The following is a 17,455-nucleotide window of genomic DNA, read 5'->3' as shown; positions in this document are numbered from 1 at the left end:
ATTAGGTGAAAAATAATTTAGCAATTTAAGACATGGAGGTCTTGTGTTACTAAGTAGTTTATCCATATTGATGGGCGCCATATTGGTGCCGAGCCATTATTTGTGGCTGTATTCTACGCATATCATTCTGGTGTGTCTCTACCTAATATGGTCAAAGCGTTTAATAGTTTTGTTTTTGACACTTCTCTCCTTTATTTCCGTTCTTTTTAATGAGTTTTCCGCGGTAACCATGCTTACGGTGAGTGCGGGAGACGAAGTATCAATTGATTTTGAAAAGAAAAGTGTGCTTATCGAACGAGCATCATCCTTTGATGAAGCGGCGTTTTCCCGAAATCAGCGTGTTCAAATTATGTACTTTTCTGAAGACGGTTCGCGATTCGTACAAGAAGATTTTACACTTATTTTTTACGACTCTAATGGCGCATCAGTCGCAAGCCGTGACAACGCACAAAAGCCAAACGCCATATTGCATCAAGGCGTTGTTACGGGGGTTGTATTGGCCGATAAAACAGGCCCTTGGTGGCAACGAAATCTTTATATACAACGACAGTTAGCCCAGCTAAACCTTCGGTTTGAGCATTATGATCCACAGCGCTTCCATCAAGCCGATGTTTCCTTAAGAGACCAGATATTGTTTAAGCTTGATCACCATTTGGAGCGTTTTGACTATTGGCGTTTTACTAAAGCGTTATTACTAGGAAAGGATGACCTATGGAGTCAAAGGGACACCTGGATTGTGCGTACTCTTGGGTTGGCTCATCTATTTGTTGTGTCGGGGTTGCATACTGGTTTTATGTTTATTATTGGTCGAATGCTAAGCCGGATAGTTTGGCAGATCATGCCGCGTAATATTCTTTTATCCGGGGTAACGCGTTGGCATTGTGACGCTGTTATTGTGATTCCTTTGCTGTTTGCTTATGCCTATGTGACAAGCTGGGGAGAACCGGTTGTTAGGGCATCCATTATGCTAAGTGTGTATTTGTGCGCACGTATGCTTGCTTTAAAAGTGTCTCCTTATAGCATCATTACGTTTGCGCTATGGTTGGTATTGTTGTTTGATCCAAGGGCTGTTTTGAGCCCTGGCTTATGGCTGTCGTTTAGCATGGTGTATTTGTTAATAGGGTTCTGCCAGACATCGACAAAGTTGCTACGCCTATTAGCGGTTCAGGTGATGTTAAGCACGGCATCGATGGTGCTCATCCTTGGCTGGCAAGAGGTTATTTCAAGCGTTTCAATTTTCGTCAATATTCTGCTTATTCCGCTTGCGGGCGTTGTTTGGTTTCCATGGGGGCTGCTTTCTTGTGCTGAAGTGTTGTTGCTGGGATCGAGTTATAGCTACGCGCTGTTAGACACAGGGCTTGGTTACCTTATGTTAGGTATTGAGTGGGTCGCTTTTTCGTTACCGGTATTGTCATTTGACACATTTTCGTCGAATTTACCAAGATGGATAATGTTATCGTTGTTAATTGCATGGGTGTACCAAAGTCCATTAAAGCGTGGGGTTATAGCGGCGACAAGTATTTGGGCAATTCTGTTTTCCTCTACTTTTTTTAACGGATTTGAGGCCGATGTAACAATAGTAAACAACCACCATTCGTTGGTATTAATGGATCAAGAAACACCGGTCTTAGTGGATACTTGGGCGGGCTCTGATTTGAGTAAATTAAGGTTTGATTCATACTTGAATCGTGCTCAGGATGGGTATTTTTTATCGCCAAAGCCTGCTGCAGAACTCACGCCACACGCTTTGCTGCATCATGATGTGAAATGGGTTGTTTTGCATCAGGAAGGGCTGTCTAAAACCGAGATTATATTGGACGCTTTGGGCGTGAATTGGTTGGTGGTTCCGGCTGGGGAATCACTGGCTTTTTATTTTCATGATGGTTCTGTTTCGTTGCGGCATTCTTTGTGTATTTATGACTTTTTTCTCTTAAAATCTGACACTTGCAAGCGTGTAGAAAAGTTAGAGAGTGTGTTAAATTACAAGCAAATCTAAAATTGGAGAGCGAAGTGTTAGCTTTTATTCAAACTGGTGGTGTTTTTATGTGGCCTTTGTTGGCCTGTTCCATTCTTGCACTGGCTATTATTCTTGAGCGATTTTGGACGCTGCGTAGGTCAGGAGTAGCCCCCAAAGGGTTGTTGTCGGATGTTATGGCGCGATTGCGTGATGACAGAATGACCATTGAGTACATTCGTTCTATGCAAGCGAAAACAGGCCTTGCGTCTATTTTCGCCGCGGGACTTTTAAATTCTAAACATGGTCGAGATGCGATGAAAGAAAGTGTTCAAGAGGCCGCCAGTCATGTCATCCATGAGTTAGAGCGCTTTATGAATACTTTGGGTACCATTGCTGCCATTTCTCCATTGCTAGGTTTGCTAGGGACAGTGGTTGGTATGATTAAGGTCTTTTCTGTCTTGATGGAAAGTGGGGCTGGAAATACGGCGTTACTCGCAGGCGGTATCTCTGAAGCATTGCTTACCACCGCGGCGGGTTTAGGTGTGGCCATTCCAGCGTTAATTTTCCATCGGTTTTTCAGTCGTCGAATTGATGAGCTTGTTGTGACAATGGAACAGCAGTCCACAAAATTGGTCGATGCTTTGCATGGCGATCGAGATAAAACAGGAGTCGCCCAGTGAAATTTCGTCGTCAGAAAATAGATGACGTTCAAATCAATCTAACACCACTGATTGACGTCGTTTTTTTATTGCTTATTTTCTTTATGGTCAGTACGACATTTAATCAAAGTACTGAGTTGACGATTGACTTACCAACGGCCACCTCAAATGCCCCTAGTTCTGATCGTGCTAAAAATGTCGAGTTGGTCATTACTGCGGATGGTCAGTATGTTATCAATGGCCAAACACTCATTAATGAGAAAGTGAGCACATTAATACAAGGATTAGAAGAAGTCAGTGAGGGCGACTATACTCGTCCGCTTATTATTACTGCTGACGCAAAAGCCTCTTATGACATGGTGCTTAGGGTGTATGATGCGGCAGCAAGCCTCGGTATTACAAAACTTGCTCATACTGCACAGAAAGAGCCCATCCAGTGAGTTTAGAGTCTTTATTTACTCGTTCTTGGTACGGTCGTTGTGGTTGGACAAGTGTGTTTCGGCCGTTACAGCCTCTTGTTCGAAGAGTGATACTCAATAAAAGGCAACGCTTTTTAGCACACCCTGAATGGTCTTATAAAGCGCCTGTTCCCGTGGTGATCGTAGGTAATATCAGTGTCGGCGGTACGGGGAAGTCTCCCATGGTTGTGGCATTGTGTGAACTGTTGTCCGCCCAAGGCTATCGACCCGGTATTGTTTCCCGAGGACATGGCGTAACGCTTAAGGTGCCGACTAGGGTGTATCCTGACAGCTCAGCTCAGGCCGTTGGTGATGAGCCTGTTATGCTTGCTCGTCGAACGGCTTGTCCTATGGTGGTATTCTCAAAACGAGATGAAGCCGTGAAACACCTTCTTGCAACAACAGATGTAAACATTATTGTTAGCGACGACGGTATGCAACATTACCAATTAGACAGAGACATTGAAATCGCAATGCTAGACGCAAAGCGTGGGGTGGGGAATGGCCATTTGTTACCCGTCGGGCCGTTAAGGGAACCGATTGACCGTTTAAAAGACGTGGATTTTATTGTCAGTGTGGCGGACAACATGACGAATGCCCTCGATCAACTGAATTTGCCTATTACCGTCGCACCTTTGGTGCCGAGTATGTTGCTGTCTTTAGATGGCACAAAACGCGTAGATTGTCTTGGCGCATTTGTGGATCAGGCAAAATGGCATATTATGGCGGGTATTGGTAATCCAGAGCGTTTTATTGAAACATTAGAGCGACTCGGCCTGCAAAAAGAAAACATTACTCATCAATGGTTTGCCGATCATCACGTGTTTGATGTTAACGATATTCCATCTGATGGTGCCGTTATTATGACGGAAAAAGACGCTGTGAAATGCCAGTCCTTAGGTCTAGAGAATTCAAACGTCTGGTATTTGCCAGTCTCTTTAGTATTGCCAGAGCATTTTAAGCAGCGCTTTTTAGAAAAACTCAACCTTATAAAATTGGATCATAGCCATGAATAAAACGTTATTAGACATACTTGTTTGCCCTGTCACGAAAGCGGCACTTACCTTGAGTAAGGATGGTACTGAGCTGATCAGCAAGATTGGTGGAATGGCGTATCCCATTCGTGATGGTATTCCTGTGTTGTTAGAAACCGAAGCGCGTACTTTAACAACAGACGAGAGACTGGAGTCAGGTTCATCAAAATGACATCGCAAAAAGTGCTGACCGTGTGTTTGGGGAATATATGTCGTTCTCCAGCCGCACAGGGCATCATAGAAAGCTTGAGCGCTGAAAGTAAAAGCGTCTTTTTGGAACTCGATTCTGCTGGGACAGCCGCTTACCACATTGGCAGTCCACCGGATCCTCGATCCATTGCTGTATTAAAGCAAGTTGGTATTCATATTGATCAACAAAAAGCCAGACAAGTAAGTAAGGCGGATTTCGATGAGTTTGATTGGATTCTAGCCATGGACAGAGAGAATTTAGCCAATCTTAAGAAAATTCAACCTAAGCACAGTCGGGCCACTTTGGTTTTGTTTGGTGAGTTTCATCCAAGTGTGTCCTTTGGGGAAGTGGTGGACCCTTATTATGGCGATGAAAGCGGGTTTATTGAAATGAGACAGCACCTTACTAATATTGCACAAGCGTTTGTTAACCACCTTACTTTAAAACGAGAAGACTCTGTCAGCCGATGAATATGCGACTTAATACCAGCGATTTTTTCACGCAAACCGTTGAAGATTCCATCCAAAAAAACATGTCTTTGGCTGCTTACAATACGTTCCGATTTGCTTATCAGGCGGAATATTTTGCTATTGCAGACAGCCTTGACGCGCTCAAAGTCTTATTGGCTTGGGCGAATCGCTTGGAACACCATGTCACCATGATAGGCGGTGGTAGTAATTTGCTTATTTCTGATGATGTGCCAGGGTTGGTCATTATTAACCGATTGTCTGGTATCAATGCCAGAGAGCACAGTGGCAATTTGATGAGTTTGACGGTTGCGGCGGGTGAAAATTGGCATCAGCTGGTCGAATTTGTTGTCACTCAAGGGTGGTTTGGTATTGAGAATTTGGCTCTCATCCCTGGAACGGTTGGGGCCGCCCCTGTTCAAAATATCGGTGCTTATGGGGTTGAGATAAAAGATGTATTGGCCCGAGTTCAAGTTATTAATACCGTGTCTGGGGATGTTTACTGGATTAATGCTCGCGACTGTGGATTGGCTTATCGCGACAGTTATTTTAAAAGCAAATGGCAATCTGTGTTTATTATTACGGCGGTGGAGTTATCACTGAAAAAACAGGGGCAACTGCAGTTAAGTTATGGCGGTCTATCTGACCGAGTTCAAGCTCAGCCGAGCTTGAAAGATGTTTTTAACACCGTGTGTCAGGTTCGCAATGAAAAATTACCCGATCCAACCGTGTTGGCTAATGCTGGCAGTTTTTTCAAAAATCCAATTGTCAGTCAGGCCAAACATAGCGAGTTAATCGCTCGTTTTCCCTCGCTCGTTTCTTTTCCTTTTGAGCAAGGATTTAAATTGGCGGCTGGTTGGATGATTGATCAAGCTGGTTGGAAAGGAAAGCAATTCCAAGGGGTTGGTGTCTATGATAAACAGGCGCTGGTGCTGGTTAATTATCAGGAGGACACAGCGGATTCTTTATTGACGCTAGAAGCACAGATAAAACAATCTGTTTTGGATTTGTATGGTGTTGAGCTAGAGCGTGAACCCGTTCAATTGCCCTCGACAATCTCGGTTGATCACAGTATGAACGCGGAGTCATTAGGTTGAAAGTTGGGGTGATTGATTCTGGCGCTGGGGGCTTAACCATTCTCAACGCGATACATAAAAAACAACCTTATCTTGATTTGGTCTATTTGGCCGATGATGCGTTTGCGCCCTATGGTAGTAAAAGCATCCCGCAATTGCAGGAAAGGTTGATAAAAATAGGACAGTTTTTTGAAAATGAAAAAGTGTCTGCTATTGTAGTTGCTTGTAATACGGCAACGGTGGCTGCCATTGATGCGTTAAGGGCGAGCACGTCATTGCCTATTATTGGCGTTGAGCCTGCCGTAAAACCAGCTTTTCGTATTAGTAAGCAGCGTAAAGTGGCGGTGTTGGGTACGCCAGTGACAGCACAAAGTCCGCGTTTGAACCAATTGATTGGGCTTTGGAAGTCGGACAGTCAGGTATCGATTATGTCCAGCGATACCTTGGCGTTTGATATCGACGCCTGGCCTGAGACAGAAGATAAAATCAAACAGACGATCAATGTGTTGAGCCAAGATATGCTAGCTCAAAACATTGATACGTTGGTTTTGGCTTGTACCCATTATCCTTTGGTGAAGCATTTGTTTGTTCAGGCCTTAGGAAGTGAATGCGAAATTATTGAGCCAAGTGAGGGGGTGACCGCTCAACTTATTCGGCGTTTAGAAGCGTCTTATCCTGAGCAAATGAACGCTTTGCAGAACTCCTCCTCTCAGCCAAAGGGGCAGATAGAGCTATGCAGTTCTTTGGGCGCCAAAAACATGCAGCGACTCACCTCATGGGTGGTGGCAAGTGACGCTATAAGCGATAAAAGACACGTTAATATTTAAACGTGTCCTTCAAAAAAAGCAATAATTCTATCCTTTTCCCACATGGCATCCTGATACCCCAAATCCATCAAGGCTCGGCAATATTGCGGCGTGAAAAGTAAGTAGCTTGCTGCTGAGCTTATTTTCTCTGAAGTCGATCCGCCTGCCGCCTTTAAGAGGATACGCACATTTTTCGGTAGTGTCTTAATGTAGTGATGGGCTATGGCGTTAAGTTCTTCCGATGGAGAAATGATTAACGTCTCTGTGGGAAGGTTTTGATGTAATGCTTGTTTATCTTTAGGTAGATCTCGAATAAGGCTATTCATGATCTCTAATTGGTTGATATCGTCTTCCAAATTATCAATAAAAGCGCTATTCAATAACTGACCTAGTATTTGCGCCATACTGGGAGCGCTGGACTCTACCTCTTCATCCGGTGCGGCCCATTTTTTTGCGCTGCGGTTACCGCTCACGCCAATGATAAATAACTTGTTTGCTCCCAATTTAAGGGCAGGATAGATGGCCGATTTTTGGCGAATGGCGCCATCGCCGTAATAATGATTTTGAATTTTATGAGCAGGAAAAATAGTGGGAATGGCGCTGGACGCTAACAAGTGGTCCACCCCTAAGCGCGCTATCACGCCTTTGCGTCTTTTTTCTTGCCAGCCTTGAATATCGGCTTGTCCTTGAAAAAAAGTAGTCGATTCACCTGTGCTATAGCTCATAGCGGTGATCGCTAATGCTCTTAGTTGTTGTTTGTCTATTGCAGTGTGTATTTTAGAAAAGTCTAAATGATTTGAGAGCAGTTCTTTCAGTGGCGTATTGTCCATCAATGCCATGGATGTTTCGCTATTGTGGACATGAAAAAGGGATAATAAAGTCTTTGTGAGGGACGTGGCCACAGGCCAGCGTCCCACGGTATAGATTTGATCCGGAGTTAAATGACGCCACACAAAAGCTAAGGTCGAAACGGCTTTCGAAAAATTGTCTGCATAGGAGGCCAGCATAGTGGCGTTCAATGCGCCAGCAGAAGTGCCGCATAATATTGAAAAAGGTAAAGCGGTATGTTTTGGCAGTATTTTTCCCATTGCTGAGAGTACACCTACTTGGTAGGCTGCACGCGCACCACCGCCAGATAGAATTAATGCATTGTTATTGGTCATAAAAGTCCACTTTGTATGGTTTTATTCCAGTGATCTATGTATCACATAAAAACAGCGTTTCTTCAATTAAAACAATCATTGAGAAACAGTATGGGAGAATTTTACTGAGAATGCCATGCTATAAAACCAGTCTATTATAAGTATTCTGGATAATATGCTGCCATTGTTATTACATTTTGTAGACTGGCGCCATAATGTGATTCACAATCTCTTCTATACTGTTGTTAAAAACAATAAAAAGGATACGAAATGAATTATTCCGCCGTTATTAGTGGGGTGGGTCTATGGACCCCCATGCATTCTATTAGCAATGAAGAGCTTGTCGCGAGTTATAACGCATGGGCTGAAAAGTATAATCTTGAGCACGCTCAAGATATTGAACGTGGCGACATTGAAGCAAAGCCTTTATCTAGCGCTGCGTTTATTGAGAAGGCCTCTGGTATTAAAAGTCGCTATGTTTATTCCAAAGAAGGCGCTTTAGATATCCACCGGATGCGCCCTGTATTAGAAGTTCGTACTGACGAGCAGCTATCTCATCAAGCTGAAATGGCGATTGCCGCTGCCCAGAAAGCCCTCCAAGCAGCCAATAAAACCGCCGCAGACATCGATATGGTGATAGTGTCTTGTGCCTATACTCAGCGTTCTTACCCCGCTATTGCCATCGAAGTGCAAGCGGCACTAGGCATAGAGGGCTTTGGTTTTGATATGTTAGTAGCGTGTTCTGCTGCGACATTTGGTTTGCAAAGAGCGGTGGACGCGGTCAAAGCGGGCACGGCAAAAGGGGTATTGGTTATTAACCCTGAACTAACGTCTCCACAAGTAAACTATATGGATCGGGATTCTCACTTTATTTTTGGCGATGTGGCAACCGCTGTCGTTGTAGAAAGTAGTGAAACCTGTCAGTCAGCTCACTCGTTCGATGTGCTAAGTACGAAATGCATTACGTCTTTTTCGAATAATATTCGTTCTAATTTTGGCTACACCACTCGTGTTACTGATGAAGACCCTTATGGTGCGGATAAGCTATTTCACCAAAATGGTCGTAAAGTATTTAAAGAGGTTTGTCCAATGGCGGCCGATCACATTGAGGGCCACCTGAATAGTCAAGGCATTCAGGTGTCACAGTTAAAACGTTGGTGGTTACATCAAGCGAATATCAATATGAATGTGCTGATCAGTAAGCGTCTATTGGGTCGTGATGCCACCCTTGAAGAAGCGCCAGTGGTGCTTGATGAATACGCAAATACGGCGTCAGCGGGCTCGATTATTGCCTTTGCGAAATATCATGAGGACTTAGTGGCTGGCGACATTGGTGTGATTTGTTCATTTGGGGCGGGGTATTCAATAGGCAGTTTGATTCTTCGTAAACGTTAGTGTTTGCTTCGGATTGCTTATTCTTTTCAATGCGTGGATAAATTGTCTAAGTTAAGTAATACCTTGGTTAAGTCATTGAAACAGATCTGATTATAAGAGAGACTAATTGCACTGGTTTCCATGACTTAATAGGGCATCTTACATATGGCAATTCATCCACAAGCAGGGCAGCTTGCTTCTCACGATTTACTGGTCAATCTTCCTGAACTCATGTCAGCTTATTACCTGAAAAAGCCTCGAGTGGCGACTCATCCAGATGAGCGTGTCAGTTTTGGTACATCCGGTCATCGTGGCAGTGCCTTACTAACCAGTTTCAATGAAAATCACATTTTTGCGATTGCCCAGGCGATTGCGGAATATCGACTCTCTAAAAATATCTTTGGTCCTTTATACTTAGGTAAAGATACGCATGCGTTGTCTGAAGCGGCGTTTCAAACTGCAGTGAGCGTGCTCACCGCAAATGGTGTTCGCGTTCGCACGCAGTTAAACGGCGGCTACACGCCAACGCCAGTTATTTCTCACGCAGTCTTAACCCATAACAAGACCCAGTCCGATATCAGCGATGGGATTGTCATTACGCCTTCACATAATCCGCCTGAAGACGGCGGTATTAAATACAATTCCAGCAAAGGTGGGCCAGCCGATAAAGACATTACCGATTGGGTAGCAAAACGCGCTAATGCGTTACTGGAAGCAGACTTGCAAGGCGTTAAACGCTTCTCTCCAGAAGAAGTCGAAGCCAGTGGCTTGATTGAGCCTTTTGATTATATTAGTCATTATGTTGACGATCTTGAAAACGTCATTGATATGAAAGCCATTGCAGATGCGAAGATTCGCATTGGTGTTGACCCTATGGGTGGGTCAGGTATTCACTACTGGGAGCCTATCGCCAAAAAATACGCCTTGAACATTACTGTCGTGAATAAAGAGGTTGATCCAACGTTTCGCTTTGTACCTCGTGACAAAGATGGTCGTATTCGTATGGACTGTTCATCCCCTTATGCCATGCAAGGGCTGCTAAAGCTGAAAGACGAGTTTGATATTGCCGTTGGTAATGATCCAGATTATGACCGCCATGGGATTGTCTGTGCCAAATCTGGTTTAATGAACCCGAACGCCTATTTAGCCGTTGCGATTGAATATTTATCGCAACACAGAAAACATTGGCCACAAGATGTTCAATTTGGCAAAACACTGGTCTCCAGTGGCATGATTGATCGTGTGGTAAATGGATTAGAGCGCCAACTTTGTGAAGTGCCTGTTGGTTTTAAATGGTATGTTGATGGCATGTTTGAAGGCACGATGGCATTTGGTGGCGAAGAAAGTGCCGGAGCATCCTTTCTTCGTAAAGATGCGACCGTCTGGACCACCGATAAAGACGGCTTCATTATGGCGTTGCTGGCGGCTGAAATTTTAGCGGTAACTGGCAAGGATCCGCAGGCGCTTTATGAAGAGCAAGTAGCTAAATATGGTAAACCTTTCTATAAACGCATTGATGTTGTTGCGACTTCTGCACAAAAAGCACTACTCGGTGCGTTGGATGTAAAAAATGTCACGCAAACCGAATTGGCGGGTGAAGCCATTGTGTCTGTATTGACGCATGCACCTGGCAATGGTGCTGCCATTGGTGGACTGAAAGTGTCTACTAAGAATGGTTGGTTTGCCGCTCGACCTTCTGGTACAGAAAACGTGTATAAAATTTATCTAGAAAGCTTTGTATCAGAAGATCACCTTGCTGAACTTGAAAACGAAGCAAAAGCGTTGGTGGATAGTGTGCTTGGTAGCTAACCAAACACGTTACCCTGTTTGAAACAGAAGAAAACGCCGCTTATTCTTATAAAAAGATAAGCGGCGTTTTTGTTTGATCTCACAAGCCGCTGGGTTAAATTTCAGATAACCTAGATAACCATTTGGTCAATTGAAAGCCCATTTTGTCGCTGAGTCTTTGTGCAGCGGCTTTGAGCTCTTTTGCGTTACTGCTATCGACTCTTTTGCCCGCGATAATAACCCAGTTGCCGCTGCCAGTATCCAGTGCTCGAACGTCATTAAAATGCTGCTTGATGATAGCGGTTAATTCATGGTTGTTTTTTTGATCGATCCAGCAATTTAACGCTAACCAGCCATCTTCTTTGATGTTCTTCGCACAATTTTCAATGAAGCTTGTTTGGAGGACGGCACGATCCATTCCTTCGGTGTTATAGAGATCGGTCATTAATACATCGACTTTTTTAGGCAGGCCATCCGCTATGTAATCAATGGCGTTAGCCACTTCCAGGTTAATGCGTTTGCCTCTGGGGAGTTTAAAATACATCTCGGCCGCATCCATGACTTCTTGACGCAGCTCAACCGCGGTGATGTGAATAGCGGGCACGGTATGATAAAGCGCATTCAGTAAGGTTCCACCTCCCAACCCCAATATACAGACGCGTTTGGGTTCGCAGAATAAGAGTGGCAACATCATGGCTTGGGTATATTCATGCTGTAAAACATGTGGCGTAGAAAGACGAATACGGCTTTGCTCATCACCATCAGCAAATGACAAAATGCGATATTGCCCATCATCAAAAATGCGAATAGGGCCAAGTTCATCGGCGCTGTCATGTAGTAAGTGTTGGTGACTCATGTTGTCCCTTTTTTAAATATCATCGTTGCGTAGATTTCTTATAAAAAAATAAGGCTCGGGGTGCCGAGCCTTAGAAGATCACTAATAGTGACTATTTGCTCACCGTTGCGTCTCTTAGGTGTTTCAAAAGCGCCTGCACAGGGTGCGGTATTTCAACATCGTCAAAGCGTTTTGCTTGGCTTCTGCAAGAGTAACCTGTTGCTACGAGTTTACCGAGCAGCCCTTGGTCAGTGACCTTGTCTTTCCATGACAAATCATAAATGGTTTTAGACATCTCTTTATTGGCGGTTTCATGGCCATAGGTTCCTGCCATACCGCAACAACCAACGTTTTCGACTTTTAGTTCAAGCCCTAAAATGCGATAGACTTTTTGCCAGTCTTGAATAGACGCCGCCGCATTGGTTTTTTCGGTGCAGTGGGTCATTAGGTGATAAGTTGTATTATCGCACACCAAAGGTTGTTTAATCAGGTGGTCGCTTTTTTTCATCAACCATTCCTGCATCAACTGGATATTTGGAATCTGCCGACTGTCGCCAAAGGCTTTTGTGTATTCCGCTCGGTAGGTCAGCGTCATAGAAGGGTCAATGCCAATAAAGGGTAAACCATAGAAGGCCAAACTTTGCAGCATGTCTAAATTTTTACGCGCTGTGCGCTGAAAGGCTTTCATAAAGCCATGCACATGCAAGGGTTTACCATTAGGCATGTAAGGCGCCAGATAGGCCTGAAAGCCTAGACGACTCAGTGTTTCCATGGTGTCTAATACCAGCTCGGTTTCAAAATAACTGGTAAACGCATCTTGTACGACAATGACAGCGCGAGAGCGGTCTCTTGGGCTTAAGGCTTCAATAGAGAGTGGCGTGGCCAGACGAATGCCACGGCGTGACATTTCTTTTTTTAGATTGAGCTTGCTCAGTTTAGGGTTGTCTGACAAACCAATGTACTTGCTGCTGAAATGATTCACCCAGCTGCGGCTAACTAACCAGTTATAAGGTTGCGGAAAGATCGCCATCATTGGTATCACAAACTCTAATGAGCCAATCAGATAATCTTTGGTAGGGCGAAGATAGCGGCTATAGTAGAGTTCTAAGAACTTTGCTCTGAATTCTGGGACATCGACTTTAATTGGACATTGACCAACACAAGACTTGCACGCCAGGCAGCCCATCATTGATTCATGAACCTCGTTGGAAAAGTCATAATCACCACGACGCTTTGCTAGCGTGTTTTTCAATCTGGGTAAGAAGCTAAGTAAAAAACGGCGGTCTTTCGCGTCTTTGCTGGCTTGGACAGTATCAACGCCTTGCTGACTCATGCCACGCAGCCATTCACGCATTAAAGAGGCGCGACCTTTGGGCGAGTGGCGACGATCTCGCGTACCTTTCCAAGAAGGACACATGGCATCATTTGGGTCGAAGTTGTAGCAAGCTCCGTTACCGTTGCAATACATGCCTTCTTGAAATTGATCGCGGTTTTTAACGGGGATTTGGCGATCAAATTGACCTCGTAGTGGGACGGCATCGATTTTTAATAAGTCAGCACCCAGTTCAAAGGGGGTGGCTATCTTGCCCGGGTTTAATTGGTTTCTTGGGTCGAAAGCGCCTTTAACTTGTTGAATGCTTGGATAAAGCTCCCCAAAAAAAGCTGGGGCATATTCAGAGCGAACCCCTTTGCCATGTTCCCCCCACAGTAGACCATTATACTTTTGCGTAAGAGCAACCACTTTGTCGGTGATGGCACGGATCTTTTTTTCTTGGGACTTTTCTTTCAGATCAAGCGCTGGACGAACGTGCAATACGCCCGCATCGACGTGACCAAACATGCCATATTGTACTTTGTAGCTGTCTAATACTTCGCGGAATTCCATAATAAAGTCAGCCAAATTTTCTGGCGGAACGGCGGTATCCTCAACAAATGGAATCGGTCGTTTTTCTCCCTTGGCGTTACCTAATAACCCCACCGATTTTTTTCGCATTGCCCAAAGTTTGTTAACGCTGTCGTGCCCCATGGCAATGGTATAGCCTAAGGTGCTGCTGTCTCCCTGCTTGGCTAAATTATCCAGCTTATCGGTGAGGATTTTAATTTTATCGGCAACCTCTTTTTCATCGTTACCTGTGTACTCAACGAGATTAATGCCTTGAATGTTTTCTCCTGGGTTTTCCGGGAAAAACTCAGACACTGAATTCCAGATAATATCGCCTTTGGCAAGACCGAGTACTTTTGAATCGACGGTTTCGATTGAAGTAGGTTTGGTGGCGAGTAACTCACGCGCATGGCGCAGCGAACCTTCGAAACTATCGTAGCGAATATTGACTAACGCCGCATAGGTCGGAATAGGGAGGAGGTTTACTTTGGCTTCAACAATAAAACCTAATGTACCTTCTGATCCACATAGTACTGAGTTCATATTGAATCGACCGTCTTCGGTGCGAATGTGAGCTAAGTCATAGCCTGTCAAACACCGGTTTAGTGCTGGGAAAGTATCTTTGATCTGTTGCGCTTTGCTTTTCTGAATACTGTCGACAATACGGTGGGCATGGGCGGAATAGTCACTGCCGCTTTGGATTTCAGCCAGTGTTTCGTCATCAATAGGCGCGGATTCTAATAGATGACCATCTAGTAACACCGTTTTAAGGGAAAGAACATGATCACGCGTTTTGCCATACATTACCGAACCTTGACCGCTGGCGTCGGTGTTGATCATGCCGCCAATGGTGGCACGATTGCTGGTAGATAGCTCCGGAGCGAAGAATAAACCATGGGGTTGAATCGCTTTGTTCAGCTGATCTTTTACCACACCCGCTTCCACACGAGCCCAACCTTCTTCGGCATTAATTTCCAAAATTCGATTCATGTGCTTGGATAAGTCTACGATCAGACCATCGGTTAGAGACTGGCCGTTGGTGCCCGTACCGCCGCCTCTTGGACTGAGTACAATGTCGTTAAATTCTTCTTGGTTAGATAGTTTGACAAGCAACTGAATGTCTAGAATATTTTTTGGGTAAATAACCCCTTGAGGCAGTATTTGATAAATAGAGTTATCGGTAGAAAGGACCACTCGGTTGGCGTAATCAGGCTGAGTATCTCCTGAGAATCCTGAAGCGTTCAGGCGTTCGATAAAAGACAGGTACTTAGTTTGAACGGGCGACACGTCAGAAAGCTTTGGAATCATGTTTCATCTCCACAAATGATGAGTGCGCCGATTTTAACAAAGAAATAGAAGAGGTAGTGATATTTATCTGATGAAAAACAGCGATTTCCACCAGATAAATCGAGTTTGTGTTATTCGTAGGTCGCTTTGGCTTTAGTGACCTTTTCAAGGTATTTTTGCGATTCTGTTCTGGGGTGGTTGTACCTAAGCTTTCTATACACTTCTTTGGTCGAGGTCTGATTTATTTTCTGCACAGCTCTGTTTCTATCTGCATCAAAGGTTTTCAAAACATTGCCGGTTCCTCCGTTATAAGCTGAAATAATGGAGTATTCTTGGCTTGTTTTATTCGTTACGTTAACCAAATAGCGCGTTTGTAGGAGATACAGATAAGCACTGCCAATGTCTATGTTATTTTCGGGCGAGAACAAGACGGCTTTTGTTGGCTGCCCTGCTCTTTTTTTGACTAGGCTGTATACATCTTTTCCCGCCGTGGAAGGGACCACTTGCATTAACCCATATGCATTAGCTGGACTAACCGCGTAGGGATTGAAAGAGCTTTCTGTTTCAATAATGCCATAGATAAGAGCGGGAGATAAGTGATACCGATTGGCTGCAGCGATCACATATTGACTGTACTTTTCCTGACGAAGGTGTTGATGTTGTTGAACCAGTTTAAATTCTACGGCATAAACTGTTTTGCCATTGGCTTGTGTTTTTTGTAATTGATTAGTAACCAAATAAGTTGAATAACGTTGTGCACGCCAAGGGTATCTTACTAATTCCCCATCATGGTCCATGACCTGTGGGTATAAAAAAGGGACGCCATCAACATTCGGTGCTGAACTGGAGAAAATGTCGGTTTTGCTCGGATCGGAGGTTGTCAGTAACGTGGTAGTAATCGCGTTTGTTAATGCGTCTAGGGGGGCGCTAGTGGCTAACGTCTCGACACGGACAAGACCTTTTTCAAAATCGACGATGGTTCTTGCTTGATAATCGTTAGTATATTTGACGTATTTTTTCTTATCAGGCAGTTCGCTGTTTCCTTTGCCCCATCGCTTATTTACCTGTTCATCCAGTTCTTTATATAAGGCTTGAATTGCTTTTATGTCCGCTCTAATCAAGTCCCGACTTGTTTTAGCTTGCTGAGCAATCGCTTTGATGTCATCGATGTCCTCTGCGTTTTTTATTTGTTCAGACAGTTTTTTAACTGAAGTGACAGAGTCAAACGAGGCGAGGGATTCGCAACCGCTCAATGTTAGCAAAATGAGGCTAATCCATGACATTGAGTAGGGTGAGATAGTGCTCTTGGACATTAATGATTACTCATACAAATAAACGGCGTAATATTTTGTCGGAAAATTATATCAGAACAGTCGTTTGAGGGGGAAATCGACTTGGTAGTATGAACATATAGAGCCGATAGGCTCCCTAGGGCGTTTATGGATATGTTATTGTGTGCTGTTTTGTTTTTCGATGGATTCAGTTATGTCGTATCTTTGCCCAATTGATTTGTCTTTGTTGGGGTCGCATCTTGCAGATGGTGATTACAGGTTTGATGTTTATCGTGGCGATCTTGAGCATGCTCAGGCACCGGGTAATAAATGGCATAAACTTCAACACCATTTGAGTGCTGCAGCTCAACAAAACGCAGATGCTATCGCCACGTTTGGTGGCCCTTTTTCAAATCACTTGCATGCGTTTGCGAAAACACTGAAGAATCGGCCGTTTGAGGCTGTTGCTGTCGTGAGAGGAGAGTTACACCCGCAGTTAACCCCCACTTTACAAGATATGGTCGACGATGGGGTGAATTTGTGGCCCTCTTCTCGTTCAGACTATCGATTAGGAACGTCCTCCGATGTGGCGGATGCAATCAACCTGTATTATAGAAATGTTTATTGGATACCTGAGGGCGGTGGCGGAATTCTTGGGGCACGAGGGTGTCTCGATTGGGCCGAAAAAATTCGTCGCTTGGCTGGTGATTATGATGCGTGGGTCGTGTCAGCAGGGACGGGGACAACGGCTGCAGGTCTATTATCTTATGATAAAACACCTGATTTACATGTATTTAGCGCTTTAAAAGGTGCTCAAGCGCAAAGGCAGCACATTATTGAGCAAGCTCATTTGCTTACAAATAAACGTGTGTCGCAAAAATATCTTGCAGAAAAGCTGTTTTTTCACGCAAATTGCCATGAAGGTGGTTATGCCAAACATAGCCAGACATTGGTGCGTTTCATGCATGAGTTTGCAAAGGACAATCCAAGTTGCTTCTTAGACCCCGTTTATACCTGTAAAAGCATGTTTGCAGTAATAAGTGCTATGAAAGCTGGGACTTGGCCATATCGTCGTACATTATTTATTCATACGGGAGGTCTGCAGGGATGGCGAGGTTTTTCATCAGACCGTAATCCTTTTGTGCTTTCTTAACGAGATGGCGAGAATAGGCTGCTTCATGTTAAAGTTATGCTAATTATGTAAAACCCAGACTAATAAAATAGCGTTA

The 17,455-nt window shown here is 44.2% G+C and carries 15 protein-coding genes; 11 read left to right on the top strand and 4 right to left on the bottom strand.

Annotation, left to right across the window (positions count from 1 at the left end; genetic code table 11):
- Positions 1–43: 43 nt before the first annotated feature.
- From DK187_RS12980 to murI, 8 genes are read left to right on the top strand one after another with little or no spacing between them, the layout of a single operon-like run.
- Positions 44–1,996, top strand: coding sequence for a ComEC/Rec2 family competence protein (locus tag DK187_RS12980; RefSeq protein WP_162623516.1), 1,953 nt, complete (start codon positions 44–46; stop codon positions 1,994–1,996).
- A 14-nt stretch (positions 1,997–2,010) separates the two neighbouring features.
- Positions 2,011–2,637, top strand: coding sequence for a MotA/TolQ/ExbB proton channel family protein (locus DK187_RS12975; RefSeq protein ID WP_111607778.1), 627 nt, complete (start codon positions 2,011–2,013; stop codon positions 2,635–2,637).
- Entirely contained in the window at positions 2,634–3,056 is a 423-nt protein-coding gene (locus tag DK187_RS12970; protein ID WP_111607777.1) for an ExbD/TolR family protein, read from the top strand. The genes DK187_RS12975 and DK187_RS12970 overlap by 4 nt, the downstream gene beginning before the upstream one ends.
- Entirely contained in the window at positions 3,053–4,090 is a 1,038-nt protein-coding gene (gene lpxK / locus DK187_RS12965) for a tetraacyldisaccharide 4'-kinase (RefSeq protein WP_111607776.1), read from the top strand. The genes DK187_RS12970 and lpxK overlap by 4 nt, the downstream gene beginning before the upstream one ends.
- The gene (locus DK187_RS12960; RefSeq protein WP_111607775.1) at positions 4,083–4,280 is read left to right on the top strand and encodes a Trm112 family protein; all 198 of its coding nucleotides are present in this window, start codon (positions 4,083–4,085) and stop codon (positions 4,278–4,280) included. Before lpxK ends, DK187_RS12960 begins: the two co-directional genes overlap by 8 nt.
- Positions 4,277–4,768: a low molecular weight protein-tyrosine-phosphatase gene (locus DK187_RS12955; protein ID WP_111607774.1), complete on the top strand. Its 492-nt coding sequence runs from the start codon at positions 4,277–4,279 to the stop codon at positions 4,766–4,768. The genes DK187_RS12960 and DK187_RS12955 overlap by 4 nt, the downstream gene beginning before the upstream one ends.
- On the top strand, positions 4,765–5,862 hold the full coding sequence (murB, locus tag DK187_RS12950) for a UDP-N-acetylmuramate dehydrogenase (RefSeq protein WP_111607773.1): 1,098 nt from the start codon (positions 4,765–4,767) through the stop codon (positions 5,860–5,862). Before DK187_RS12955 ends, murB begins: the two co-directional genes overlap by 4 nt.
- Positions 5,859–6,668: a glutamate racemase gene (gene murI / locus DK187_RS12945; protein ID WP_111607772.1), complete on the top strand. Its 810-nt coding sequence runs from the start codon at positions 5,859–5,861 to the stop codon at positions 6,666–6,668. The genes murB and murI overlap by 4 nt, the downstream gene beginning before the upstream one ends.
- Here murI and DK187_RS12940 read toward each other — a convergent pair.
- Entirely contained in the window at positions 6,665–7,810 is a 1,146-nt protein-coding gene (locus DK187_RS12940; protein ID WP_111607771.1) for a patatin-like phospholipase family protein, read from the bottom strand. The two genes, murI and DK187_RS12940, sit on opposite strands and share 4 nt — an antisense overlap.
- A gap of 249 nt (positions 7,811–8,059) precedes the next feature.
- On the opposite strand from DK187_RS12940, the gene DK187_RS12935 reads away from it, so the two are divergent.
- Together DK187_RS12935 and pgm are read left to right on the top strand one after the other, a co-directional pair.
- Positions 8,060–9,184: a beta-ketoacyl-ACP synthase III gene (locus DK187_RS12935; protein WP_111607770.1), complete on the top strand. Its 1,125-nt coding sequence runs from the start codon at positions 8,060–8,062 to the stop codon at positions 9,182–9,184.
- Between the two features lie 144 nt (positions 9,185–9,328).
- Positions 9,329–10,972 carry a phosphoglucomutase (alpha-D-glucose-1,6-bisphosphate-dependent) gene (gene pgm / locus DK187_RS12930; protein ID WP_111607769.1) on the top strand — a complete coding sequence of 548 codons (1,644 nt, stop codon included), beginning with the start codon at positions 9,329–9,331 and terminating at the stop codon, positions 10,970–10,972.
- Between the two features lie 94 nt (positions 10,973–11,066).
- Here the strand turns inward: pgm and DK187_RS12925 are convergent, their stop codons facing one another.
- The 3 genes from DK187_RS12925 to DK187_RS12915 form a co-directional block, all read right to left on the bottom strand.
- The gene (locus tag DK187_RS12925; protein WP_111607768.1) at positions 11,067–11,807 is read right to left on the bottom strand and encodes a spermidine synthase; all 741 of its coding nucleotides are present in this window, start codon (positions 11,805–11,807) and stop codon (positions 11,067–11,069) included.
- Positions 11,808–11,898: 91 nt separating this feature from the next.
- A complete protein-coding gene (ydiJ, locus tag DK187_RS12920; protein WP_111607767.1) occupies positions 11,899–14,976 on the bottom strand; it encodes a D-2-hydroxyglutarate dehydrogenase YdiJ in 3,078 nt (1,025 codons plus the stop codon).
- A 110-nt stretch (positions 14,977–15,086) separates the two neighbouring features.
- Positions 15,087–16,268 carry a murein transglycosylase domain-containing protein gene (locus DK187_RS12915; protein WP_111607766.1) on the bottom strand — a complete coding sequence of 394 codons (1,182 nt, stop codon included), beginning with the start codon at positions 16,266–16,268 and terminating at the stop codon, positions 15,087–15,089.
- Between the two features lie 172 nt (positions 16,269–16,440).
- On the opposite strand from DK187_RS12915, the gene DK187_RS12910 reads away from it, so the two are divergent.
- Complete coding sequence (locus DK187_RS12910; RefSeq protein WP_111607765.1) at positions 16,441–17,379, top strand: 1-aminocyclopropane-1-carboxylate deaminase/D-cysteine desulfhydrase; 939 nt, start codon at positions 16,441–16,443, stop codon at positions 17,377–17,379.
- Positions 17,380–17,455: the final 76 nt, after the last annotated feature.

It is taken from the genome of Marinomonas arctica (assembly GCF_003259225.1).
Classification (GTDB): domain Bacteria; phylum Pseudomonadota; class Gammaproteobacteria; order Pseudomonadales; family Marinomonadaceae; genus Marinomonas; species Marinomonas arctica.
Note: the sequence above shows the minus strand (reverse complement) of the source record. Positions and strands in the feature narration are given on the sequence as shown.